Annotated in this window: 20 protein-coding genes; 12 read left to right on the forward strand and 8 right to left on the reverse strand. The window is 42.9% G+C overall.

All coding sequences use genetic code 11. The features are described 5' to 3' along the window. The first annotated feature begins 39 nt into the window (after positions 1–39). The 3 genes from Q0X25_RS00765 to Q0X25_RS00775 all read left to right on the forward strand — a co-directional run bounded on the left by Q0X25_RS00765 (position 40) and on the right by Q0X25_RS00775 (position 3,530). Positions 40–1,011 (forward strand): ATP-grasp fold amidoligase family protein, encoded by a 972-nt coding sequence (locus Q0X25_RS00765; protein WP_298578398.1) that lies wholly within the window; start codon positions 40–42, stop codon positions 1,009–1,011. Between the two features lie 62 nt (positions 1,012–1,073). After that, positions 1,074–2,582 (forward strand): lipopolysaccharide biosynthesis protein, encoded by a 1,509-nt coding sequence (locus Q0X25_RS00770; RefSeq protein ID WP_298578400.1) that lies wholly within the window; start codon positions 1,074–1,076, stop codon positions 2,580–2,582. A gap of 15 nt (positions 2,583–2,597) precedes the next feature. Continuing rightward, positions 2,598–3,530 carry a glycosyltransferase gene (locus Q0X25_RS00775; RefSeq protein WP_298578401.1) on the forward strand — a complete coding sequence of 311 codons (933 nt, stop codon included), beginning with the start codon at positions 2,598–2,600 and terminating at the stop codon, positions 3,528–3,530. Between the two features lie 33 nt (positions 3,531–3,563). On the opposite strand, the gene Q0X25_RS00780 is transcribed toward Q0X25_RS00775, so the two are convergent. The 7 genes from Q0X25_RS00780 to Q0X25_RS00810 all read right to left on the reverse strand — a co-directional run bounded on the left by Q0X25_RS00780 (position 3,564) and on the right by Q0X25_RS00810 (position 9,902). Continuing rightward, complete coding sequence (locus Q0X25_RS00780; RefSeq protein WP_298578402.1) at positions 3,564–4,436, reverse strand: phosphorylcholine transferase LicD; 873 nt, start codon at positions 4,434–4,436, stop codon at positions 3,564–3,566. Positions 4,437–4,456: 20 nt separating this feature from the next. Continuing rightward, positions 4,457–5,173 carry an aspartate/glutamate racemase family protein gene (locus Q0X25_RS00785; protein WP_298578403.1) on the reverse strand — a complete coding sequence of 239 codons (717 nt, stop codon included), beginning with the start codon at positions 5,171–5,173 and terminating at the stop codon, positions 4,457–4,459. A gap of 14 nt (positions 5,174–5,187) precedes the next feature. After that, on the reverse strand, positions 5,188–6,393 hold the full coding sequence (locus Q0X25_RS00790; protein WP_298578404.1) for a DUF711 family protein: 1,206 nt from the start codon (positions 6,391–6,393) through the stop codon (positions 5,188–5,190). A 7-nt stretch (positions 6,394–6,400) separates the two neighbouring features. Continuing rightward, the gene (locus Q0X25_RS00795) at positions 6,401–7,540 is read right to left on the reverse strand and encodes an NTP transferase domain-containing protein (protein ID WP_298578406.1); all 1,140 of its coding nucleotides are present in this window, start codon (positions 7,538–7,540) and stop codon (positions 6,401–6,403) included. Positions 7,541–7,620: 80 nt separating this feature from the next. After that, positions 7,621–8,817 (reverse strand): glycosyltransferase family 4 protein, encoded by a 1,197-nt coding sequence (locus Q0X25_RS00800; RefSeq protein ID WP_298578408.1) that lies wholly within the window; start codon positions 8,815–8,817, stop codon positions 7,621–7,623. Between the two features lie 59 nt (positions 8,818–8,876). Beyond that, a complete protein-coding gene (locus Q0X25_RS00805) occupies positions 8,877–9,212 on the reverse strand; it encodes a DUF2304 domain-containing protein (RefSeq protein WP_298578410.1) in 336 nt (111 codons plus the stop codon). Positions 9,213–9,221: 9 nt separating this feature from the next. Next, the gene (locus Q0X25_RS00810) at positions 9,222–9,902 is read right to left on the reverse strand and encodes a glycosyltransferase family 2 protein (RefSeq protein ID WP_298578412.1); all 681 of its coding nucleotides are present in this window, start codon (positions 9,900–9,902) and stop codon (positions 9,222–9,224) included. 868 nt (positions 9,903–10,770) lie between these two features. Here Q0X25_RS00810 and Q0X25_RS00815 point away from each other — a divergent pair. Beyond that, the gene (locus tag Q0X25_RS00815) at positions 10,771–11,742 is read left to right on the forward strand and encodes a glycosyltransferase (protein WP_298578414.1); all 972 of its coding nucleotides are present in this window, start codon (positions 10,771–10,773) and stop codon (positions 11,740–11,742) included. 86 nt (positions 11,743–11,828) lie between these two features. Here Q0X25_RS00815 and Q0X25_RS00820 read toward each other — a convergent pair whose 3' ends face one another. Beyond that, entirely contained in the window at positions 11,829–15,125 is a 3,297-nt protein-coding gene (locus tag Q0X25_RS00820) for an RICIN domain-containing protein (RefSeq protein ID WP_298578416.1), read from the reverse strand. Positions 15,126–15,295: 170 nt separating this feature from the next. On the opposite strand from Q0X25_RS00820, the gene Q0X25_RS00825 reads away from it, so the two are divergent. The 8 genes from Q0X25_RS00825 (at position 15,296) to Q0X25_RS00860 (ending at position 24,619) form a co-directional block, all read left to right on the forward strand. Next, positions 15,296–17,884, forward strand: coding sequence for an RICIN domain-containing protein (locus tag Q0X25_RS00825; protein WP_298578418.1), 2,589 nt, complete (start codon positions 15,296–15,298; stop codon positions 17,882–17,884). 98 nt (positions 17,885–17,982) lie between these two features. Next, positions 17,983–18,147 (forward strand): NlpC/P60 family protein, encoded by a 165-nt coding sequence (locus Q0X25_RS00830; RefSeq protein ID WP_298578420.1) that lies wholly within the window; start codon positions 17,983–17,985, stop codon positions 18,145–18,147. Between the two features lie 30 nt (positions 18,148–18,177). After that, positions 18,178–18,498 (forward strand): hypothetical protein, encoded by a 321-nt coding sequence (locus Q0X25_RS00835; RefSeq protein WP_298578422.1) that lies wholly within the window; start codon positions 18,178–18,180, stop codon positions 18,496–18,498. Positions 18,499–18,733: 235 nt separating this feature from the next. Then, positions 18,734–19,498: a class B sortase gene (locus tag Q0X25_RS00840; protein WP_298578424.1), complete on the forward strand. Its 765-nt coding sequence runs from the start codon at positions 18,734–18,736 to the stop codon at positions 19,496–19,498. Continuing rightward, positions 19,498–20,034 carry a hypothetical protein gene (locus Q0X25_RS00845; RefSeq protein WP_298578426.1) on the forward strand — a complete coding sequence of 179 codons (537 nt, stop codon included), beginning with the start codon at positions 19,498–19,500 and terminating at the stop codon, positions 20,032–20,034. The genes Q0X25_RS00840 and Q0X25_RS00845 overlap by 1 nt, the downstream gene beginning before the upstream one ends. A 96-nt stretch (positions 20,035–20,130) precedes the next feature. Then, a complete protein-coding gene (locus Q0X25_RS00850; protein ID WP_298578429.1) occupies positions 20,131–21,048 on the forward strand; it encodes a hypothetical protein in 918 nt (305 codons plus the stop codon). Between the two features lie 43 nt (positions 21,049–21,091). Then, positions 21,092–21,481 carry a hypothetical protein gene (locus Q0X25_RS00855; RefSeq protein ID WP_298578431.1) on the forward strand — a complete coding sequence of 130 codons (390 nt, stop codon included), beginning with the start codon at positions 21,092–21,094 and terminating at the stop codon, positions 21,479–21,481. 6 nt (positions 21,482–21,487) lie between these two features. Beyond that, positions 21,488–24,619: an RICIN domain-containing protein gene (locus tag Q0X25_RS00860; RefSeq protein WP_298578432.1), complete on the forward strand. Its 3,132-nt coding sequence runs from the start codon at positions 21,488–21,490 to the stop codon at positions 24,617–24,619. Positions 24,620–24,643: the final 24 nt, after the last annotated feature.

Here is a 24,643-nt window from a genome sequence, read left to right on the forward strand (position 1 = left end):
ATTTATTTCAATATCAAATTAGTGAGGGGTTGATGTTATTTGGGTAAGTCCTTAGGAATCTATGCGTATAGGATCCTGCCGAAAAGATTGCTTCATACATTTGCCCTTACCTATCGGAGTTGTACGCAAAAACGAATAGAAAAATATGGACCTTCCTGCTATAGGGCTGAGCTGGCAAAATGGTTTCATCGAGCAACAGGTGAGATCCTTGATGTGGATAATCCAGAATCTTTTAATCAAAAAATTCAATGGCTAAAGTTATATGACTCTACCGAAATCAAAGGCAGGCTGGCCGATAAGTTTCTTGTTAGAGAATGGATAGAAGATAAATTAGGGCAAGAATATCTGGTGCCGCTGCTTGGGTCATGGAAGAATCCTGCTGATATTGATTTTGATGCTCTCCCTAGCTCATTTGTTTTAAAAACAACTCTTGGAAGTGGTACAAACCTCTTCATTAAAGACAAATCAAAAGTAGATTTTGAGGCCATACGACAGCAGCTTAATGAGTGGATGACTACAGATTATGCTTTCTCAAATGGATCCTTTGAATTGCATTACTCATTAGTACAACCTCGAATAATCGCGGAAGAATATATGGACTTTTCTTCTTCTGTTGATGAATTAATCGACTATAGATTTTTTTGCTCTTGGGGTAAAGTATTTTCTATTTGGTGTGATATAGGGAGTGCTACACATGACTATAGAAGGAGTGTCTTTGATTCCAGTTGGAAAGAGCTTGATGTAAAAACTGGACATCCTAAGGCTGTGCCCGCTCTTCCAAAACCTCAGCATGCAGAAAAAATGAAAGCGATAGCTGAGCTTTTGAGTAAGGATTTTGCGTTTTCGAGAGTGGATCTTTATGAGTATAAGGGGCAAATTAAGTTTGGTGAGATTACATTTACGCCTCAAAGTGGAAGTATAGATTTTATTCCCACTTCGTTTAATTATTGGATGGGTTCAAATATTACTCTTCCTACTAAAAAGAAGCCATTTAAGGGCATCATGCTCTAAGAGATCACATCGTTACGTGTAGCCTTGTGCTTCATATGAGTAATAGGGAGGAGGAGATATAAGTGCAAAAAAGTAATACGACAAAAAATCTTGCTACGGAAGCAGCAAATGCAGCAAAATGGTCCATTGTTACTGAATTTGTTGTACGGCTCATTTCTCCTATTACCACGATGGTGCTTGCTCGTGTGCTCACCCCTGCTGTTTTTGGTGTAGTAGCAACAGCAACGATGATTACCTCACTGGGCGATATGTTTTCAGATACAGGTTTTCAAAGCTATATCATCCAACATAATTTTAAAGATCGGGATGACGAATATCTCAGTGCCTCGGTTGCTTTCTGGACCAATCTTGTAGTATCGCTCTTTGCAGTATTGCTTATTATCGTATTTCAAACATCTCTTGCTGAAATACTTGGTATTAAGGGATTGGGAACAGTACTTGTAGTTGCCTCATTATCGCTTCCAATAACATCACTTGTGAGCGTGCAGACCGCACTTTATCGAAAGTCTTTTGACTTTAAGACTCTCTTTGCATCAAGAACGGGTTCGCACCTGTTAATTTTTTTCGTGTCTGTTCCTCTGGCTTTTTTAGGTTTTAGTTACTGGTCAATGATATTGGGTACCATTAGCTCCAATCTTTTTATGGCGCTTTGGCTTACGATACAGTCTCCTTGGAAACCTAGATTTGAGTACAGTTTTTATCAGCTCAAGCAAATGTTTTCATATGGTGCTTGGATACTTGCGGAGTCTGTTTCTGCTTGGTTAAACACTTGGGCAGGCACGTTTATTATCGGCGCTCTACTCAATTCAACCCTTGTGGGTTATTACAAGACGTCAACAAGTATATGTGCTGCAGTTACAGGTATCGTGACATCTGCGGTACTTCCTATTGTTTTTCGTTCTTTGTCCATTCTCCAAGATGATGAGGAGCGTTTCTCTGCGATTTTCTATCAGATGCAGAAGTACTTAGCATTATCTCTAGTTCCACTTGCATTAGGTGTTTTTACTTATAGGCAAGCATTTACCATGATAGCTCTTGGACCACAATGGCTAGATACTTCTCTGTTTATGGGCTTTTGGATGCTAGCAAGTTGTATCGTGATTGTTTTTGGCTATATGTGTAGCGAAGCATATAGGGCAAAAGGTAAACCAAAATACTGCACTCTTGTGCAGGTCCTTTATCTTATACCCTTTCTCCCATCGTTATATTTTTCTGCAGTTGGGGGTTATGAAACTATTTCGATTGTAGTTCCTTTTGTTCGTCTCTCGCTTGTAGTGATTAACTGTATGGTTGCTAAGAAAACACTTGGTTTAGATCCACTGTCTATGCTGTATAACTGCAGATGGTGCTATATACACTCAGTACTCGCTATGCTACCAGGATTAATAGTTACAGCGATGACTGATTCTTTGATAGTCGCCATATTCTCTATCATTATTTCGATAATTATTTATTGTGTGTTAGTAGTAGTAACAAGAGATACTCGCGTATCAGCATTTTTTTTGATGAGCAAGCTGGGACTTATGAAATTCTTGCCTACTGTACTTCAGCGAAAGTTGTCCGAAGATTAGTTAAAAAGGGAAATTATGCCTTGTGTATCGGTAATCATCTCTATTTATAAACCTAACAGCTTATTTCTAAAGAGGCAATTAGAGTCAATAGATAATCAAGACTTTGATGATATGGAAATTGTTATCTATAACGATTGTCCAGAGGATAGTACTTGGGAGAAGTTTTGTACCAAATATTGCAAAAGGCATCCCTTACGTTTCTTGCAAGGTAATAAGAATCTGGGCTATATCAAGGCTTTTGAGCATCTTATTACACTTGCAAAAGGAAAATATCTTGCTTTTTGTGATCAAGATGATCGCTGGCTTCCTGGTCGTATTAAAGAGGGGGCAAAAAAACTTGATGAGGGTTATTTGCTTACCCTCTGTGATCGTCAGATTATAGATGCAGATGATGTAATAATTAATCAATCATGGCGACATACGCATCCTTTGGATCATTCTGTTAATTGGTCTGATGGGGAGCATTTTGCTAGTAAGGCAGCGTTTAACTGTTATTCGATAGGTATGGCAACAATGATGAGGGCTGATATTGCACGTCAGCTTATACCTTTTCCCATCTGTACAGGCCATGATAAGTGGCTTGCGCTGGGGGCAAATACGCTTGGACCTTGCGCAAATATCGATAAAGCTCTAGTTCAATATCGTCAGCATAGCAAAAATGTTACCGGAGCTATGAAAGGCATCTATTCAAAGCAAGATTGGAAAAAACGGAGAGTAGAGTCCTCTTACTCATTGGCACAAGAGTATTCTAAGCGCTTCCCAAAATCTCTTGATGCTCCAATCATTTCTGAATTTGCTAATGCAAGGATGATGGGTCGCCCTTTTACCCTATTACGTTATTGGTCGCTAGCTCCACGTATTGTTGCCTTTGAAACGCTAATGAATCTTGTTCCACAAAGTCTATTTCCGTTTTTTTTGAAACTTGCCAAAATGGCAGATCGTAAGTAATAAGGCTATAGAATCTGTAAGCGTAAGCTACTTTTATATCCAGCCTTTCATTACGTTAATGCCATCACCAAAGTCGAGAACATAAGGTAGATGGGTATAGCGATCCTCTAAGGGTGGAAATTCCATATACGTATAACCATAATCTGATTTTAAAAAAAAGTCTGGATCTTGAGGTGCCATTACCGTAAGTGGGCCAAATTTAATATCGCGTACGGGAAAAAGGGAAGATTCAGGCAACAGTTCTTTATAGATGTAGCTACCATTCATCCAATATTGTCCACGCTGCTCGTCAGGAAGATAGTAGGAACGTTCCCAGTTGTTTTGTAGCTGTGCCGGGGAAAATAATTGAGCAATTGTATAGTGCATTAAAATACAGCCAAAGTACTTGAGACGTGCAAAACGTTCATTTTTAGGAATATTTGGATGAGATAAACCCCTAAGATATGATAGTTGCTGCCATTTTTTTGCCCTTCTACATTGTTTCCAGGCTTTTTTTACATTTTTGTCTAGACGAAAGAAGGGGATGATATCAATAAATATGCCTTGTTTACATCCTGCTTCTAGGATATGTTCATCGGCGAACTCTGTTCCATCTATATAAATTTTTGTCCAGAGAGCAGTAAAGCCAGGAGTATTTAAAGTGTTGTGCAGAGAGTAACCTTTAGGCAGCACAGTGGGTGCTATTTTGAGGAAACGACGATAATCTTTTTCGCTCATTCCGATATCAATATCATCATCCCAAGGAATGAAACCTCCATGACGTACCGCGCCAAGCAGGGTGCCAGCAATAATAAAATAGGAAATATTATTGTCTCTACACACCTTATCAAAAACTCTTAAAAGCTCTATTTCTTTTCTTTGTAAGCGTTCAAGTATTCCAGGAGGATAGGGTTTTCCAGAGGCCATATGTTTTCTCCAGTTAAAAGCTAGCGAATGATAGCTTTGAGTTTTTCAATGGTTGAATTCAGCGGGTCAAAAATTTTGTATCCATCTTTGGTAAGTTTTTCTTGTGCTTGGCGATAAATGGGAGGAAATTCAGTACAGCCAATAATAACATTTTTATTATCGCCTGACTCAACTACTTCGATAAAGTGACTAACGGTATCTTCATCAATCATGTCCTGCTTGACATCTTCTATTAATGAACGGAATTGAGGGTAATCTTCTTTTCTAGGGGGTTCTATCTCAATCCCATATGGCTTGAGATAACTTTGATAGACACCAGAGTCTAGAGTACCTTCTGAAGCAAGCAGACGATAGGGGCCTTTACTATTTTCTAGTAAGTCTTTAGCGAGTGAATCGATAATGTTGATAAATTTTCCTTTAGCCTCGGGTACATCTTCTAGAATGCCAGGTAAAAAAACATGTGAAGTATTGCACGCAAGAATAAGAATATCAGCACCATTGTGGAGTAAGCTGCGCGTCGAGTTGGCTAGTGATTCCCTTACCTCATCGCATGCTTCGTGGTAAAGGATTGCGCGCACGCGACTGGGCATAGTGCAACGATTATCAATAATAATACGTGGGCGATCCCACTCTTTTTCTGCAGGAAATGCGGTAAGAATTCTATGAAAAAAATCTAAGGTAGCATATGACCCCATACCACCGATGATTCCTATGGTCTGTTGATATCGTGTCTGCACTAATTTTCATCCTCCTAGCGATAGGTTAGGTAATTAAACGAATCTCCCGCTGGAGCCAAAAGATTGACATCAAGAGGAACAATTCGAGTGTTTGCAATAAAATCAGCATCGCCTTCAATGGCAGTTCTTAGGTTTTGATTTCGTTGAATGCCAGGTATTGGGAGAAGGCGAACTCCGAGAGGCTTGTTGTATTTACAGGAAATAGCCGCAATATCTCTACAACATGAGTCAATTTCTTCTGTACTTATGTTCTCACTTAACGGGACCATATCTAGCCCACAGCCACACATGGTAGAAAGGGTGCTTAGCTGTTCTAAGGTGATTCCACGCTCATTGTTAATAGTACAAAGATCAAGATCCTCTAGGAGAGAGTACATAACACCAGAAAATCCAACAGATGGATAACGCTTAGCTAGCTCTTTGAGAATATCTGTAATAAATGAAGTAGCGAACATGGTACCTGTATTCCCAAAATTATAGACGCCAAGGCTATTAAGAATAGTAACAACGCTTCCCAGCTTTCCGATAATTGGCGCCAAGGAAAAATCAAAACCACGAAATTTAATGCCTGTTTTACACTCTACTTCTTTTGCTAAATCGTAGATATAGTCAATCTGAGGGCACAGCATTTCTAAAATCTTAGTGCGCATTTCAATGAGACTTGCATGCCTTAGATTTCGTAATACTAGGTTGACTTGCTGAATAAATTCTAGCGCTAACGAAAAACTCAGCTCCTTACCCGCCGATCTGGTAAAAGGATAAAACGGGCAGTCATAACCGATATTGTAGGAAAGACCAAATCTAAAGTTTTCTTTTCCCGTATGATCAAAACGAGATATTTTTTTTGTTAAATCGGCATATGTATAGAAAATGTTATTAAATATTTCTCCATTGTCTACGGCTATCAGGTTAGAAAAAGTTCTCCCTGAGTATGTGAGTATATCAATTGCAAAATTTGCAAGATCGGCATTATTGCCCTTATGGGGATTAATCGGGATATTAATCCAGCGTATAGGACTATAGTCACAAAGCCCAAGTGCAGTGTCGAGCTGTCTTAAAGGAAAAGGATCTTCAGATTGAGGCAAGGTGATACGTTGAGTATGCGGACTATAAAGACGATCCCATAAAGCAGCGGTTTTCAATACGGTACGAGTAAAGTTTTTGCTACTGTAGTCTGAAGTCGCATTAAAGGTGACTGCGCGTATGCCAATTTTTTCCATGGTAATCCTACTGCTGTAGTTCATCAAGCGAGAAATTAACGGAAGGAATCAAAAAGCCAAACTTGTGTTTTACCGTTTTGTAAGGATAGATATTATTTTCACGTACACGCTTATAGACAAGTGAGTGAGTAACCCTATATTCGGGACGCAATGACCAGATAATAATATCTTTGTAGTTCACAACAATGGCTGGTATCTGCTTGAGCCCTAATGCTTTAGCAACTTCAAAACGGTGTTGACCATCGAGTACAAGATGATCTTTTGATTCAATAATAATAGGGGTATCCCAAATTCTCTCAGTAGTAATTTTTTCTTTTAGTGTATCCACACGTGCGTTGTCAAAATTTTCGATGTGCTTGAGTGTGGAAACCTCAACAAGTTGAATTTCAGGGGTGGGCTGTAAAATACCGATGTCTGATTTTTGCATTTGGTAGAATTCTGCAGGTTTATTGAAAGTAAAGAATTCAAAAGGTGAAATATCCGCCGCAAAAGAAGGGAGAAGACTAATATTCTCAATCCACGTATTGAGGAAGTATTGTTTAAGCGTGGTACGTGCGTATTTATTTACAAGCGCACGAAAGAGATCAATTTCATCAGGTCCAATGCGCATGATTCCAGAAAGCTTAGAATACCGCTTATATCGTTCTTGCCAAGCTGGAACGATATTTATATTAGTTACTTCTCCAAACTTATTTGATTTGAGAATGCCACCATATTGATCTTCTTTAAAGGGGCCCTTAGTAAACCAAACAGATTTTTCCTCGAAGTCAGAGCCGACAACATAGGAGACAAGGGCATCTTCCATTACAGTATCAGCTTCAAAAATTGCACATGGTCCATCAATATGCGAGAGAGCAAGGGACATGGACAAGATATTAACATCTTCTTCATACATTGTATTTTCAACAAGTATTACATCAGAGTCATCATCAAAAATACGATGCATCTCGTCAGCGCGATAGCCAATGGTAATAACTATTTTATGTACGCCCTGATTTTTAATTTGACGTACAAGACGCTTTAAAATTTGCTCACCCTTATATGGGAGTAGGCATTTAGGCAGCTGGTTGGAGAGATCTTCCATTCTGCGACTGCGTCCTGCCGCGAGAATTACTACTTCTTGGATTTCTTGCATCTTTTCAGTCATAAGATTCCTTAAAGACAACGACCGAGTCTAATTACATGGACTAGCAGGACAATATATACGCTGTTCAGTATAGGCCAAATTTATTTTTTATTCTTACGCTTTGAATACTCGAGGGCTGCGATTGCTTGATTAGCAGTATGAGACCAGTTAATCTCCTTTTTTACAAACTGCTCTTCATTTTGCTTGAGCTGTGAAAGAAGCTTCCTATCCTTTTCAAGAGTGCTAATCGCTTGAACAAGACTTTTTACACTGCGATCGGGCAATATAATGCCATGTGATGCGTCAGGAATAATTTCTTTTACACCGCCCACTTTTGTGGTAATAAGTGCTGTTGAGCAAACCGCAGCTTCCAACAGTGACGTAGACATTCCTTCAGAGACCGAAGGAAGGCAAAAAATATCTCCATCAGTTAAGAGTGCAGCAAGGTCCGAATGGTTTAGGCGACCAAGATAGTTCAAGTTGGGCAATGCATGTTGCATCTGAACGACTTTTTGTTGTAGCTCGCCGGTTCCTGCAACAAAAAAATGAAGTTTTTTGTTATGTGAGAGCTTTCTAGCTGCATTAAGGAAAATATCGATACCCTTAATTTCAAGTAGCCTACCCGCAAAGATAACTAATAACACGTTATCATCTAAGCCAAATTCTGAACGGTAATTACGCTCACTGCGCATCGCAATAAAACGTTGTGCATCGATTGCATTATTTATTTCTCCGCAGGACTTAATTCCAAAGTGTTTTAGCCAATTGCTTGATTGCTCGGAGATGCCGTAATAATCAATATCGAACATTTTGAGCCTTTGGGTAACAACATGCTCAGCTTTAGCACTCAGATAGGAGAGCAAGGAATTTGAGAGAGCGACATGTGATGTACCGTGATCCAAAAGTACAGGTCGCATTCCCAGACTATTAGCTAGTTTTGCTGCATAACGCGAGAGCCCATATAGGCGAGTGTTGATCATAATATAGTCAGGGTGAAGACTTTTTATCTTGTTGATACAAGCTTTCGTGTGGGAATCCCAATATATGAAAGGCGCTCGTTTCCACCCCCAACCATGCAGACGTATTATATTGAGATGATTCTCCGAATGACTTTGGGAATCTGCTATTGGGCTAAACGTGCCGGCGGTTCCGATACAAACAATGTAAATCTCGTATCCACGAGAAAGCAATTCCTTGCAAAGGTTATCTGTGAAAAACTCAACGCCGCCCATACTGGGGAGATATTTTGCTGAGAAGTAAATGAGGGTGCGACGTGTTGCTACTGTATTAGGAGCCATAGCTATTCCTAGGTTGTAAGCCCAAATTTAACCTCATGGTGATCACGCTTTTAATCCCTCTAATCCTTTTTAGCAGATATCAATGCAAGTTCTTGAGTTAACTGATTTACTCGATCTTTTAAAATCGAAATTTTTGCTGTATTTCGAAATTCCTTGATGAGGAGCAAAGCAATAATTGTGGCAAAAACTAGATTTGAAGGAGACTGAAAATTGAACAGGTGGGCAAAAAAGTAAACTATATGCGGAAAGATACTGAGCAGAACCAAGATAATGGCAAGTGCTACCCAAAACAGGGAATCGTCAATGAGAATACGTTTCTTGTGTACTGCATGAATAACGACAGAAAAGATTATAACAGCGCCAATCAGCAGGAGTAGTTTTTGGGGGATAACCATTTTTCTCACCTACCTTGACCAGATGAATAGAATAAGAGATGCGCTTGTACGTAGCATATAACGCGCCGCTCTCAGAGGTTTGAGATAACTTTCTCCTCCTTGGCGTGTACGCACTGTAATAGGCACTTCACTTATGGTTGCACCGTTTCGAATGAGAAAAGCAAGTGTGTCAGGCTCAGGTTCTATGTCAAAGCCTTGGGCAAAAACTTTTATCATCTTGCGGTTGTATATTCTTAGACCGCAGGTAGGATCGCTAATTGTTGTACTTGTAGTTTTTTTAATTAACCAAGATATAATTCTAGACCCAACGTTTCTCATGCCATTTGCTTTTTCTCCAGCAAGATAACGTGAACCTAAAACTATGTCGCAGTTTTTATTTGCTAACTCTTTCTCCATTAAAGGAATATAACTAGGAACGTGCTGACCATCAGCATCAAATTGAACGACTGCATCATAATTATTGCGAAATGCATACTTCATGCCCGCTCGAAAAACGGATGAAAGGCCAGTATTGATAGGCATATCAATATGATTCAGTTGATTTTTGTCACAAATTTCAGCCGTTTGGTCGGTAGATCCATCGTTAAAAATTAAATAATCTGTGTTAGGACAGATAGATATTAATTCTTGAATAGTATTGAGAAGGCAATCTTCTTCGTTGTATGCAGGTATGACTACAAGTGTTTTCATATCACTGCTTTCGCTTAAAATAAACCGTGATTGATAGAAGCATAACGTATTTTGTATAAGGTTGTGCGATTGTATCCTGCTTTTCGTATCATATTTTAACAAAATAGTTCATCTATCTGTGTAAATGACCTCATTGTATCTAATATGTTTTGTGGTGGGGTACGTTCAGTGGATAGCAACTTCCCAAGCATTTTTCTGGGCCATAAGTGTGCGGATATCTTTGAGTTGCATATATTGCGTTGGTACATCAAGACCACATGCTTTGAAGAGTTCGGCGAAGCCTGCCTTGTACTAGTAGGGATGTGCTACAAGATTAGCTGCGCGTTCATAAACAGCGCATACGCTCTATGTGTGTATGCTGTTGGTAGGTACGTGACCAGAAAGCAATGTCTTTCACCTCAAGGTGAATGTCTCTTGTTTACTTTTAATCTTAAAGCTAGAACCTGCGTCTTCATCATCTTAGATGCTTTGATAGGCTTCTTTTTGAGATTACCCAGCTTTTAAGTTCTTTTGTTGATTGAACGTCCTATATAGGCTGAGACCATAAGAAGTGCTGTCCTCGAACTGAACCCTACCGTTTGGTCTCTTATTCTGCCTAAGATACATTTCATTTTTCCCTAATTACAGAAATATATCTACATAGTATAAAAAACAACGTATATATGCGTAATACGCATTTAATAAAATCGCCCAAAAATAGTCACTTAACTGGGGATACGGTGAAAACTAAATCAAGTAAACTGCGAGATCATGGCGTAGTTTAGGGTTATGCTATTGTATACATGAATTAGATAGAAATTTAGTAAGAACTGAATTTTCAAACAATACGAAAGTTGACAATAAAAAGAGTTTTTGTAGGAGTTGCATTTTGGATATCTTTTCAAGGCTTGATAATAGACCAGTAATTGCCGCTCTAATTCCTTGCTATAACGAGGAGCTAACGATTGCAAAAGTGGTGGACGATTTTCATAAATATCTGCCTGAGGCAACTATCTATGTTTACGACAATAACTCAACAGACCGCACAGCTGAAATTGCGCGTGAGCATGGGGCGGTGGTTCGCTTTGAAGCAAGACAAGGCAAGGGTAATGTTGTGCGGCAAATGCTTCGTGATATTGATGCAGACTGTTACGTTATGGTTGATGGTGATGATACCTACCCAGTTGAGCAAGTGCGAGAGGTGATTGCTCCCATTCTTGATGGAAGCGCAGATCACGTGGTTGGTGACCGCCTAAGTAATGGTACTTATGGCACAGAAAACAAGCGCGCTTTTCATGGTTTGGGTAACGATTTGGTGCGCTGGGCAATTAATCGTTTATATGGTTTTCGCTATGCTGACATCATGACGGGATACCGTGCATTTTCTCGCGCCTTTGCAAAAACTTTGCCAGTAATCTCACCAGGCTTTGAGATTGAAACCGAGCTTTCCATCCATGCAGTGGACAAGCGTTGGCGGATTACTCAGGTGCCGATTACCTATCGAGATCGCCCAGAAGGCTCTTTCTCAAAACTCAATACCTTTTCAGATGGCGCCAAGGTACTAGGTATGATAGCTGGTCTTTTTAAAGACTATAAGCCCTTACCATTCTTTTCAATCTTGGCAGCTCTTGTTATTATCATCGGTTTGTTTTTAGGCGTTCCTGTTATTTGGGAATTCCAGGCAACACATCTTGTTCAGCGATTCCCTACTGCGGTTCTCGCTGTGGCATTTTGTGGCTTAGGAGCTTTATTGTTTTGCTGCGGTCTGATTTTAGATACGGTTGTTAAGAGCAATCGTCGTGCGTGGGAATTGCAGGTAACTGCAGAGTATGAGCGTGAACGTAGCTATCCATTGAGCTAGTCTTTAAATGACAAGGACGAACTAGACAAAAAGAACCTCCACAGGGAGGTTCTTTTTGTCTCACAGAATATTGGTGTGTAGCGTTATTAATGCCATACCGCTAAATCATTCCAGTCTGAAACACTACCATAGAACACATTCATATCGAGATACTTATCGTAGTTAGGTAGTTGTCCTTTTGAAGTGTATTGATAGAGGGTAGGTTTGCTCCACTCGCGTTGGCCATCTTCAGCATCGTTGTAAATGAGAGTGGGGTTATCTACGTGACCTTTTACGCCGTTATCATAATATTTATAGAGGTACTGAGCCATCCAAAGGCCATAACCAGCGTCGGCAACGCTCTGCCAGTTATAGCTATGGCCAGTAACACTTTTGCTCATATAGATAAGAGGCTTGACGCCGCCAGTTAAGCGGTTTACTTCATCAAGGAACGCCTTTGCATAATTTGGTCCCTTGCTGATATTGTCTTGATGCGAAATATCGTTGTTTTCCCAATCAAGAAACAGCACAGCTTTGCCGATGTAGTTGACCTCTCCTGCTTTACCTCTAATACTATTCACAAAATGGCGAGCTTCGTTAATCGCACCTTTTGTTGTGTCTACGAAATGGTATAGACCAAGCAGTTTGCCTGCAGCAAGTGTTTCTGCTGCATGCCTGCGAAAATAAGGGTTTTTGTAGGTGGTACCCTGTGTTGCTTTCACAATGACAAAGTCTGCTGGTATGCGTGCTATGTTTATGCCTGCATTCCAGCTTGAAATATCTATACCATGGAGACGCTTTTGTTGAGAGGTATTGGTAAAGAGGAACCCTTGGGTCGAATTATTTGGCGATAAGGGTGTGAGGTTGAGTTGACCGTTGGCTGCTGTCATTACTTGTAGCTGGCTAGATGACATCAAGACGATGGAGTTGGTATCAAAATCCCAACGAGGTAGCCATATTGTGCTGGAGTTATCTGTAGCTGTCTGCGTGAGTATCCCAGAGGGATTTGCAGTGATGAAGAGTCCAGATTTTATATTTTGCAGGCGATAATTGTCCTCACCAACTAAGATAAGCTTAAACCTTTGAGCAGGGGAGTTATTGGCAGTATACATTTGTACACGTGCACCACTCTTAGTTGAACCACCTTGAATATCTATGACTTGATTGGGCTTGCCAGAAGGGTTTTCAGCAGCACCATAAATAGTGTAAATTACCCCACTATCAAACAAGCGGGAACTTACAAATAAGAATCTCTGCGCCAAGGAGTTATTGCTGATATATGTCTGTATTTTTGCTCCAGAAGATTTACTTCCGCCAGAGATATCTACGACTACTCGCGCATCAAGAGCAGATTGCAGCATAATGCCTGAGTCCGTCATAATAGGCAACCAGCGCTGAGCCTTGCTGTTGTTGCTCTGATATTGTTGAATAATAGTGCCATTGTTCGTTTTGCCGCCGCGGATATCAAGTGCTTTGCCAGTGGACACATTGACGATCTTGATTAGATTGCCTTCCCAGTTTAGATACCATTTTTGATAGGTACTACCAGTCTTTCTGGACTGTGTAGTTATGGCCGATGAATTGTTACGATCCCCGTCTGTCACAGCTATAACGTTATTGTTGTTATTTGCGGCAACAATCGTATAAGCACCATCGTTGAGCCACTGATCAATATGCTTAAATGTCCAGCGTTGGGCACTCGAGTTATTTGAGGTCCACACTTGTATATTGGCGCCGTTGGTAATGGATCCTCCACATACATCAAGCGCAAGCCCGCCTATGGAAGAATAGATTCCATACAGGCCGGGGGTATTATTATCTGTTCGAATAGCCCAGCACTGGGCATGTGCATTGCTTATTTCACCTTGCTGGATATTGCCGCCTTTTGCGTTAGATCCGTTTTGGACTTCAAGACGTTTACCGCTTTTAACATTAGTGAAGGTGTAGTATCCGTCCTCATGGTTGTAGTGGGCATAAAAGTAGTGAGAAGAATCGGGCTGAGCACTTACCTGCTGGATATTTCCCCCATGTGCAATGCTTCCCGACTTTACTCCAATTGCAAGATGAGACTTGAGATTGTTGAGCTCATAGACTCCATCAGCAATGCATTGTTCAATTTTTGAAAGTGAAAAATACTGTGCAAGTGTGTTATTACTTTTATAAAGTTGCAACTTAGTTCCATTTGCGGTTTTTGCACCAGTGACATCAAGAGCCTTGGTGGTATCAAGTATTGATGTCACCGTAAACATGCCACTATCTTCAAGGGGATTTAGTTTCCACATTTGATTATTGGCATAGCTAGCAGTGCGCTGTGAAATAACAGAATTTAGTTTCCCTCTGGTGGTATTTGCAGAAAGATATTTGCCTGTTCTTACATTTTGAATGGTGTAGCAATCTTTCCCGGCAAGGGTGATGCGCCAGCGCTGACTTGCTGAATTGTTGGGAGTATAAATTGAAATGGGTGTGTCATTTTTTTGGTTACCACCAGGTATCTCAATGGGCTTGTGAGAATTGACGTTGTATATCTCATAGATACCATTGCTTATGGCAGCGGTAATCTTCTCAAAGGTAAACGCTTGCGAATCTTTATCTTCTGCAAGCTTAAGTGTGATATTGTTCGTTTCTGTATCGAGGGCAAGACTGTTTTCGAGATGTGTACGTAGGGTAAAGTAGCCTGCTCGTTTTTCATCGGGGACGATTTCCCATTGTTGCGCGCGTGTTGAGTTTCCTGAGTATTGCTGTATTTTTGCGCCCTTTACTGCTTTGGCAGAGGGAACATCAAGATATTTGTCTGACCTCAGGTTTTGTAAGGTGTAAATGCCATCGCCAAGATGTTTAACACGCCAAATCTGAGCACCAGTGCCATTCGAGCGATAGGTTTGTATGGCAGTGCCGTTGTTTCGAGAACCACCAGTTACATCAATAACCTTATGAGGATTACTAAAAGTGGCTATTTCATAAAGTCCATCGGAGAGTATTGCATGAACCTCTCGATTTTGTGGCGCATGTTCTGACACAGTATTTGTAGAAACGATTTGTTCTGTAGAGGTCGCAGTGGTATTTGGGGAGGTCGAGACGGCAGGCTCTCCATTGGCTGTATCGGCAGCTTCGTCCTGCTTGGGCTCGGTCGTCTGAGTTTGTGTAGAAGGAGTTACATCGGCAGTATCGATGTTGTTTATTTCAGAAGTGGGAGCAGCAACCATCAGACTGTGGGTCTGATCGGAGGTGGAGGTCACCGACACTTCGGTGATTGCCGTGGGAATAACTTCGCTGCTTGGTGTCTCATCCACAGCAAAGGCAATGCCTGGAGTGGCTAACAGGGGAAGTGCGATAGCCATAGCTGCAATGGTATGACGTTTACGGAATAGACATTTTTTGATGTTTGACTTGGAATTATTAACCATGGACTGCATTCCTTTCCGTAAGGATAGAAAAAATTACTAGACAAAGCACATAGTAATAACTTGTCAAAATGGACTCATGTAACCAATACATGAGTTTTTGCGGATAAATACAAGCTAGGATATATCATACGGAGTAATCATGATCTAGCAAAACTGGCAGAGGAGAAATGATGTGCGCTCATAGTCTACAGATAAAGCAGATTTTGCCGACGCTTGCACTGGGCTCTATGCTCGCTCTAAGTGCGCCAACGCTTGCTTTTGCTGAGGATGCAAGCAATGATGCAGTATCACCCTCTTTATCACAGGCAGCAATTTCTGCAGGTTTGCAGGGTGACGCAAGCTCTTATGGTACTTCAGATTCGATGGCTCTCCAATCTAATGATGCTACTGAAGCGATTCCACCCAATCAGGAAGTTGCGACTACGGTAAACGAAAATCAGGTACAAGAGCCTGTATCTGAGAGATCTGGAGATACTGGGTCCCCTGATGAGATAGCCATACAGGGTCACTCGTTTGTAATTGAATCTGCTGTGCCTGGACGTGGCTCTGTTGATGTAAAGGGTGGTTCCAAGAAAAACGGTGCTAATGTGCAGCTTTATGAAGCAAATGGTACAGGCGCCCAGGAATGGAGTTTTCATACAGATAAAGACGGATATATCATTAAAAATAAGAAGAGTGGTTTGGTGTTAGATGTTGCTGGCGCAAAGACAGCAAACGGCACCAATGTCCAGCAGTATGTACAAAATGGCACTGTAGCACAGCGCTGGTATGTTGACTGGGTGAATAAACAAAAAGGCCAAGCGCGTTTACGTTCTGCTTTGGCGGGTAACTTTGTACTTGATGTCAGCGGCGCTCGTAGTGCAAACGGTACTAATCTTCAGATTTATAAATCTAACGGGACAGATGCACAGATTTGGAATTTGATAGATGTTTTTGCAGGTTTTGCCGGTGTGAGTGACCCAATAGAGTCTTTATATCCTGCCGAAAACCCTAGCGTACAGCCTGAAGTGGGGTCATATACATTTACTGCTCGCTCAAGTGCTCTTACAGTTGATGTAACTGGCGCGTCTGATAAGGCTGGTGCAAAAATTCAACTGTATCGCAAGAACAATACAATGGCTCAGGGCTTCTATCTTTCTCGTGAAGGTAAGTACTGGCGTATCCGTAATGATAAGTCAGGGCTTTCGGTTAGTACTTCTGCAGCAGACATTGTTGCGGGTACTGTGTTAACACAGCAGATAAATCAAAAAAATAATCTTTATCAGCTGTGGGAGTTAGTATCTGATGGTGCTGGTAGCTATTACTTTATTAATGCAAAGACCCGCCACGCTCTTGCAGATATAGATTGTGTACTACAGACCGCAGACGTTGCAGCTAAATCGCCTGCCCAACTTTGGGATTTATCCAAGTGGAGTCCCACTATCAGCCAAGGTTTTTATCGTGTTAGTAGCGTAAACCATACTTCTCAGGTGCTTGATGTATGCGGTGGTAGCACGAGAGTTGCTGCCAATGTCCAATCTTATTCTTGGAATGGGGGATATGGGCAACGGTGGCAGCTCAAGCAAAGTTCAGCTGGTTGGCTGCTCAGAAATATTGGCTCTGGTTTATATCTTTCACATGAAGGTAACAATGTCATACAGACCACAGCGGATAAAGCAAGCTACTGGTCGATTGCTTTTGGTTTGGGCCATTTGGGCTCGCGTGGTGGGTTTGGTCTCCAAAGTTCTTTGGGTACTGTCCTCAATATTGCGGGTGGTGTTGCTAAAAATACAGCAAATATAGACTTAAAGCAGCAGAATGGATCTGATACACAGCTCTGGACGTTTGAAGGCATCCAAGTTTTTGATGGTGAGGGTTGGTACGAAATTCGTGCAGCGGGTAATGGTGATTTAGCTTTAGACGTGAGGGGCGCATCGGGAAATGATGGTGCGAATGTTCAAATATATAAAGCCAATGGTAGTGCAGCACAGACATGGCGTATTAGCTCTCTAGGTGGCAATCAGTATCGCATTGTATCTGCAAGCTCAAACAAAGCTCTTGGCGTTAAGGGCTTATCTCAGTCTAATGGAGCTAACGTTGCACAATACACCACAAATAATACGCTGGGACAAAAATGGCAGATTGTTTTTGGTGATACTGGCTTTATCTTTGTGAATGGTTCGGGTAAGGTGCTGGACATTACAGCGGGCCAGCTGTCATCAGGGACAAATGTCCAACAGTATCAAAATAATGGCACAATAGCCCAAGGCTGGCTTTTACGTAAGTCAAGCGCAAAGGGCATAGGAACCTCTATTGAAAAGTTCTCCCAGCGAATGGTTGCTATTGCCAATAATAATAAACATGGCTATGACCAAGCTTATCGTTGGGGTGAGCGTGGTGATTATGATTGCTCATCTTTGGTGATTGCTAGCTTGAGAGCTGCGGGCTTCAAAACAGGCAGTGCATCTTGGACAGGAGACATGCGTTCCAATCTCAAGAGTCGCGGTTGGCAAGTACTCTACATTAATGATGTGCGAAATCTTCAAGCAGGAGATATTCTGCTTTCTGATTTGAATCACACAGCAGGAATTGTCTCGAATACCACCGAAGTTGCTGCTCATCAAAATGAGTGGGGTGGTATTACAGGTGGTCAACCTGGTGATCAGACTGGTTATGAGATTTGTACCCGTCCCTTGGCGTATTACCGTTCAATGGGTGGATGGAAAGATCAGTGGTGGGATGTTGTACTAAGACCGACATCTCAATCAGCACGTATATAATTTGTGCTTGTGTCTTTATTTGGGAGATGAAATATGCAACTTAAGCATATAGATTATTTAATGCTTTTTGGACGAGGGGAGATCTAAAGCACGTATCGTTGAGTAGTCGCAAGCGTGGCGATCTTATCTCTTGGGAAGGCCATATTGCCATTTACTTGGGCAACGATCGCAGGATTGAGGCTGCCCCTGGCGAAGGTGTCGTCACTAGCAATATATGGCACTACAACAGTACACCTCGTGGCATCATTCGTCTGTTTAACTAGTTGGATAAGGTATTTGAGAAGGAGTCCCACATGGCAAAGCACGAAGCAAACAACACCAGTCAACTTCCACGCATTTCTGCTGATATGTTGCCCGATCCTGCTCAGGGTTCCCTTGAGGGAAATGCTATTGCTGTAGAAGCTGCGCCTGATGTACGCAGGGGCGTACATGCTGATATTGCAATGATTCGCACCAATGGCGGGCAATCGATGATTGACTTTGTGTTGGTAGATACGCCTCCTGCAGCGGATGGGACTGCTTCTGGGGTGCTGTCCTCTCGTGTATTTATGAGTAATGAGAGTTTGGTGACCCTAAGAGATGCGCTCATTGAGTACACACAAAACTGGCAATAAATAAAGCGTCAACTCTATATAACTTGTGTACTTGTGAAAGGACTGTGGATATCCACAGTCCTTTCTCTATGACTTTTTCATTTTTGCTTTTTTAAGCGTTGTTGCGGCTTTTACTTTACCAGCTCATCCAAGCTGCCGTTGCGAGACTGCCTGCGGCTGTCGGTCAGTAAACCAACAAGTTAAATCCAAGCTGCCCCCTCTACAGTGCCCTTTATCAGAGCTGATGGGGGTGATTATGTTGCGGCGCTCTACAAGACGACTGTGGTGTAAGACCGTTTTGCTTTCGACAGGGATCTGCTCGCTCGGGCTTTCTGCAGGTATAGTTGTCTCGCTTGTACTTATGCGTTTTGCAGCAAATGATGCTCAGCGCTATCTCGCAGCGGGGTCGCAAATAAGTGCAGAGCAGTCGGTCGATGTGCCCGATGCGCCAATTTTTCCTGTAGTGGACTGGGAGAGCTTGCACCGCGAGCATCCAGAGGTTATTGCCTGGCTCAGCGTGCCTGATACACCAGTCTCACTGCCTATTGTTGCCGCTGATGTGGATAGACCATTTTTTTATCTTACGCATGATTTAGAAGGTAGAAAAAATATTTATGGATGTGCCTATCTTGATGCAGCTTGCAAGGGCAATGTATTAGCGCCGAATGCAGTGATATATGGACATCATTCACCAGACGGTGCAATGTTTGCTCCCTTGAGTAAGTATCTTGATGCTTCATGGGCAAAAGCACATAGCCAGATTTTGCTACAGACCCCTACAAAAAAACTGCGCTTGCGACCGGTTTTTGTGAGGGTAGTTAATGCTGCTGTAGAGGGTCCAAAGCTCACATTTTCAGATGAACAAGATTTTATTGCGTGGTATCAAGATGAGTTTTTAAGAGCTGATATCACGATTGATAACGCGTCCTCTCCAAATCATGTAGTAAGCCTTGTTACCTGCAGTTATACAAGCTGGTCAAACGAGAGAACAGTCATTTATTGCATCGAAGGAGACGCTTGATGAAACACATCAAAAAAAGAGTATGGCTCTGGCAGCTTGTGCTTGGAGTATGTGGTATTGGTCTTATAGCAGTAGGAGTTGCCTTTGTCCTTACAGGGCAAAACTATCTTGTGAATGCAGTGGATTATGTGGGTGATAGTACGGGGCTGCGCAAGTCAAACGCGGATGCGCATGCTGTGATTGAGGAATATACCAGCTTTCAGAGTGTACCCGATGTGTTTTGGGAATCTGGTGCGAGTCGAGTGGGGTTGTTGCTTGCAAATCCCCAGGGTAATCCTGTTGATATGGTTCCTGTGGTCTACGTGGATTGCAATGATGATGGTAAATTCTCTGATAACGAAATTGTATGGAATGCCAAGCATACAGATAAAAATCCTCAGAGCCTAGCTCCAGGAACTCATCTTGATGAGATAGATCTTGAGCGTGAAGTTCCTACAGGGGAACACCGTGGCCAGGTAGTTTTTTCGGCATTTCATATCAAGACTCAACAACAAGCAAATGGCATGACCATGGACTTCCGTGTAAAGGTGGGCTAATTATGCCTAAGGATTGTCGATATTGCTCGCGAGCTCGCTCGCCGTAGCCTGTTGCGCTGTTCTCAAAGAAATAAATGCTGAGAAAGGATATCCCACATGCAAATTAATATTGCTCATCTGCTTCGCTCTGCTCGCACAGCTGCCGTCATAAGCGCAGGTATTGCTTGTGCTTTGTCTTCGACACCAGCTGTAGCAATGGCTGAGCAAGCAAATACTGAGCCGCCTGTGCACAAAGCTGCGGCTGCTCCGGTGACCTATGGTTGTGACTTTACGGACAACATTCAGATGAATGGTCATATCTATGTTGCAGGTGACTGGACTGCAACGGTGCAGTACCGTTCTGCTCTGGTAGATGACACAACTCAAACGGCTCATGAGGGTGGCCAGACTCCAGGTGCGAGTGGCCAAGAAAGTGAGATAGGATCCGATTCAGACTTTGCTCTTGAAGGGTACCAAGTTTATGACTCTCAAACCAAAAGCTGGAGTGCTGCCAAGGACAAAGGTCGTGCTAATGAAGGCAAAGTTGATGTGCTGTATTCCACCAAAGATGGTGTTTGGGTAGATGGTGCCAGTGTAGACGGCGATGATAAGCCTGACGGTGGAGGCGTTGAACATGCGAACGGTACGTATCTCTTGACGATACCTACAGCCATTAAGTACAGCGGTATGCGTGTTGGTACAGTTGATACTTCTGATGACTACATCATTAATGTCCAGGGTGCTTTGCCTGCAGGTAAGGCAGTAAAAGTCTGGGCAGAGACAGGCAAAATTTTGCAGGGTCCTCGCGATGGTGGTTCTGAAATCAAAGAGACAACTTCAATGAAGTCTCCCAATGGGGTAGGTGAATACACTCTGGCAGCAGGTGAGTATGCTGCGATTCTGAAAGGTGATGAGGCTCCCGAGAGCAGCTATCGTATCGTCTCTGCGCGTGAGGCTTGGAACGAAAACAAGGATGCTGAAGCTGGCCAGTCTGCAAAGGTCGCCCGTGAATTCAAGGATATTGTGACGCAGTAGACAGGAGCTGATACGCATGATCGTAAGAAGAAAAGCAGGGAGTGTGCCAAGCCCTCCTGCGATACGCCTGTTTGCTGCTGTGGTTTTGGCTTCTGCTTTGGTGTTTTCTATACGCCCTGGGATAGGTTTTGCCCAAGGCACTGGGGCCCTATCTGCAGAAAGCAGACAGCTGATAGGTGACCAGACATACGACTTACAAAGCGACCAATGGAGTGGCTCTAAAGAATCGGGTAGCGCTCACAAGGGGGCAATTGATTTATCACTTTCGGTTGAGACGAACCCGCCCTCTCAGCCTGCAGAAGAAAAGACGAGCTATGGCAAAACAGGCATTGATCTCATGGGATATGTCCTTGCGGCTGTGGGTTTTGCTCTTGCTGGTGGGGCTGCTTTACTTGCAGGCAAAACTACAACACAGAGTAGCCGAGAGAGGTGAGCAAAAATGACCTGTGAATCAGGCACTTCCGTGCGCGTATATGTACAAGATTTCTATAGGCACGAACGAGCTTTTGCGTACAGACTTGGTCGCGCTTTGTTAGCGCTCATGCTTACCTTGGCGTTGCTTGCAGGCTTTGCTGCTTGGGCTCCCGAGGTCAAAGCTGCTCAGCGCATCCAAGATGGTGTGTATGTTATTGCGAGTGCCGCTGATGATGCCTTTGTTCTGGATGCTGCTGGAGGACACACGACGGTGGGTACTAATGTACAGCTTTACCATCGCACAGACCGCAAGTGGCCCCTGTCCAATGAAAATCAGTGCTGGAAGGTTAGCTATGATGCAAAGACTAAAAGCTACAAAATTGTTGGTTTGCTGAGTGGAAAGGCTTTGGGTACTGCAAAGGTAAAGGATTCAAATGTTCAGCTAGCCTCCACGCCGATTCAGTGGACTATCACTACCGATGAAAAAGGTTTGAGCACGCTGACTTCCAATGACGGAGGAAAGGTGCTTGACCTCAAAGGTGGTAAAGCCGAAAACGGTACAAACATCCAGCTTTATAAGCCAAATTGCTCTGTGGCTCAGAAATGGCATCTTTATCGCGTGCCTTCTCAGCTGGCAAGCAATCAGGTCAAGACAGATATTACAACTGAGGGAATTGCAACTCTGAGCTGGGATGCGGTGCCTTATGCCAAGGAATATCAGGTATGGGCGCAAAGCTCTGGAGAAGATACTTTTGCTGATAATTCAAATTGGTTTGCGCTGACTACGGTACGTGATACACATTGTAAAGTTTCGGGTCTTGGTTCTGGTTTTACATATCGGCTACGTGTATTTGCGCTTGGTGAAGGACGCGTTGGTGCAACAGGTGCTGCTCCAAAAGAGTTTATGCTTGCACCCAAACGCTCCGATAAAGTTATCTCAAAAGACTCAAAACTGCAGATAGATGGTAATAGCTTTGAACTGAGAACCGTTGACCTTGACTCGGGAGAGGTACATAGGGCGCATCTTTATGCCGATGGATCTTTGGGAGCGGCAGATAGTACTGCTTTAGAGTTAACGCATAGTTTTGAACTTGCCGATGCTTTGGCAAATGATGGACTCGTAGGCCCTGGTGCTTTGCGTCCACAGCTGCTGTCGGTAGCAGGCGCTCCTCACTATACAAGCTATCGTCAAGACAAACATTCTCGTACTGAAGAAGTGATGGTCAATGCCTTAAATGACACCATCCACAATTATGTTCCTCATCACATGGCAAATCAGTATGTTTGCCAGTCAGGTCTGCTGCTGGAGGCTGCGGGTATGCGTGAGGGCCAGCGCATGACTGCGGCTTTTGATTTTCCCATTGTGGGTACTTACACGCGTAAAGATGGCAAACTTATTCCCGTAGGGGCAACCCTGACAATTTCAGGCGCAGCTCGTCTCGATGAATATGCATCCCGCGGTAAGACTGGAAACTTTAATAACGGTCAGCCCTTAATTGATGTGGCCGACTTGTTGCGTGGTGGTTTTTTAGCGATAAATCTTGGCGATATAGATGTGTCAATTGTGATTCACGAAGTAGCGGATGAGCAGATACGTGCTACTTGTGATGCGTACTTCCAAAAGAAGCAGTTGCACAATTACCTGCCTGCAGCAGATTGGAATGATAATGGAGTGCTAGGAGAAATAATCCCTATTAGCAACTCGTACCTTACCCTAGAATCTCTCAACTACCCAAGACTTGCGGTAGGTGATACCAATGCAGGGAAGTTTTCAGAATCTAAATGGGTACTCAGCACTCGTGTACTTGCTGAGGGGATGACAAGCAAACTCAAAGCGATTGAACTGGTAGATCGTGACTGGTCAGGAGCTGTAGGGCAAGCGGTCTCGCATGGCAATGCGATGAATATTCAGGTTTTAGATGATGGCACCATCCACTGCTATCCCACCCAAGGATTTCCCGATAAAGCAAAGGTAGGAGCTGAGACGGATACGATTAATCCCGAAGGAGCCAATCCCTTCTTTGCCAATCGTGCCGTGAGCATTTGGCAGGATGGAGCCTTTGCGTTTAGTGAGTCGTATTTAGGTGCGCAGACGGGCTGGACGTCGTTTTCTACCAATAGTCTTTATGAGTCTAGTCGTACGCCTGGTGTGCATAAGCTGACTTATCTGCCACATCAAGGGGTGATTGAAAATTTTGGCGAGCCTAATGAAGCGGGAAATTTTGAGCGAGATGATCTTCACAAAGATGATGCGGTAGTGCTTCCTCCGGCGAAAAGAAAAGGCTATAGCTTCAAGGGTTGGTATCGGATGGAAAGCTCTGATAATCCGTTTGTACAGCTTTGGGAAGAGTCAAAGGTTAAGGATGAAGCCTTCTCTGAAGCAGAGTTTGAACAGGCCTTTGGAAAGGGGGGCAGTCTGAATGAAGCTGCTCTGCTCAAGGCAGATAGCGATGCGTACATGCCAGACAGTGATTTGTATCTACATGCAGTTTGGGTGCGCAAGACAGCGCAGTTGAATTTTGATATGAATGGTCATGGTAAGCAGGTTGAGACCCAGACGCTGGGATTTGAGGATAAAACTCAAGAGCCTCCTGCTCCTCAAGCAAGTGGTTGGCAATTTGGCGGCTGGTATAGCTCGGATAGCTTTGATGAGGTATTTGAATTTGGAAAGACCCTTGAGCATGATCAAACAGTACATGCTAAATGGATTCCTGCAGTATGGAAGGTCTCTATTCCCACAGCTTTAAGCTATACCAATCAACGTTTAGGCAAGGTGATGACATATAACGAGCTGCCCATCAAAGTGGCGGGTTGGTTGGGTAGTGCTCACAATGTTTTGCTGAGTGCCGATACGCCAAAAGATATGCTCTCTATGGGAGGATCAAAAGAGCATATTAACGTAAAAAGTGATATCGCTACAGGTAAAGGCCTGAGTTTTGAAGCCCAAGCTGATGGGGCAGTACATGGTTCTGCACAAGATGCACTGCGTCTTATGGGGGAGGTTCATACGGTTGATAGTTGGAAGGGTTTTGTGCAATATCACGCTACAGCAGCAGGAAAGCGGCCTCTGACAGAACTTGAGGTTGTAGATGCAGACGGCGATGGTATAAGCGATATTTGTCCTGCTGGAGAAACTCCTCACGTGGTGTTACCTTAGCGCTGTTTTGCTGGTGAAAAAAGT

This window comes from uncultured Olegusella sp., from assembly GCF_947253395.1.
Lineage (GTDB): Bacteria > Actinomycetota > Coriobacteriia > Coriobacteriales > Atopobiaceae > Olegusella.

Coding starts and splice junctions, on each gene's coding strand:
- Q0X25_RS00775 (WP_298578401.1), top strand. CDS start 2,598: ATGCCTTGTGTATCGGTAATCATCTCTATTTATAAACCTAACAGCTTA.
- Q0X25_RS00780 (WP_298578402.1), bottom strand. CDS start 4,436: ATGGCCTCTGGAAAACCCTATCCTCCTGGAATACTTGAACGCTTACAA.
- Q0X25_RS00790 (WP_298578404.1), bottom strand. CDS start 6,393: ATGGAAAAAATTGGCATACGCGCAGTCACCTTTAATGCGACTTCAGAC.
- Q0X25_RS00795 (WP_298578406.1), bottom strand. CDS start 7,540: ATGACTGAAAAGATGCAAGAAATCCAAGAAGTAGTAATTCTCGCGGCA.
- Q0X25_RS00800 (WP_298578408.1), bottom strand. CDS start 8,817: ATGGCTCCTAATACAGTAGCAACACGTCGCACCCTCATTTACTTCTCA.
- Q0X25_RS00805 (WP_298578410.1), bottom strand. CDS start 9,212: ATGGTTATCCCCCAAAAACTACTCCTGCTGATTGGCGCTGTTATAATC.
- Q0X25_RS00810 (WP_298578412.1), bottom strand. CDS start 9,902: ATGAAAACACTTGTAGTCATACCTGCATACAACGAAGAAGATTGCCTT.
- Q0X25_RS00820 (WP_298578416.1), bottom strand. CDS start 15,125: ATGGTTAATAATTCCAAGTCAAACATCAAAAAATGTCTATTCCGTAAA.
- Q0X25_RS00825 (WP_298578418.1), top strand. CDS start 15,296: ATGTGCGCTCATAGTCTACAGATAAAGCAGATTTTGCCGACGCTTGCA.
- Q0X25_RS00835 (WP_298578422.1), top strand. CDS start 18,178: ATGGCAAAGCACGAAGCAAACAACACCAGTCAACTTCCACGCATTTCT.
- Q0X25_RS00840 (WP_298578424.1), top strand. CDS start 18,734: ATGTTGCGGCGCTCTACAAGACGACTGTGGTGTAAGACCGTTTTGCTT.
- Q0X25_RS00845 (WP_298578426.1), top strand. CDS start 19,498: ATGAAACACATCAAAAAAAGAGTATGGCTCTGGCAGCTTGTGCTTGGA.
- Q0X25_RS00850 (WP_298578429.1), top strand. CDS start 20,131: ATGCAAATTAATATTGCTCATCTGCTTCGCTCTGCTCGCACAGCTGCC.
- Q0X25_RS00860 (WP_298578432.1), top strand. CDS start 21,488: ATGACCTGTGAATCAGGCACTTCCGTGCGCGTATATGTACAAGATTTC.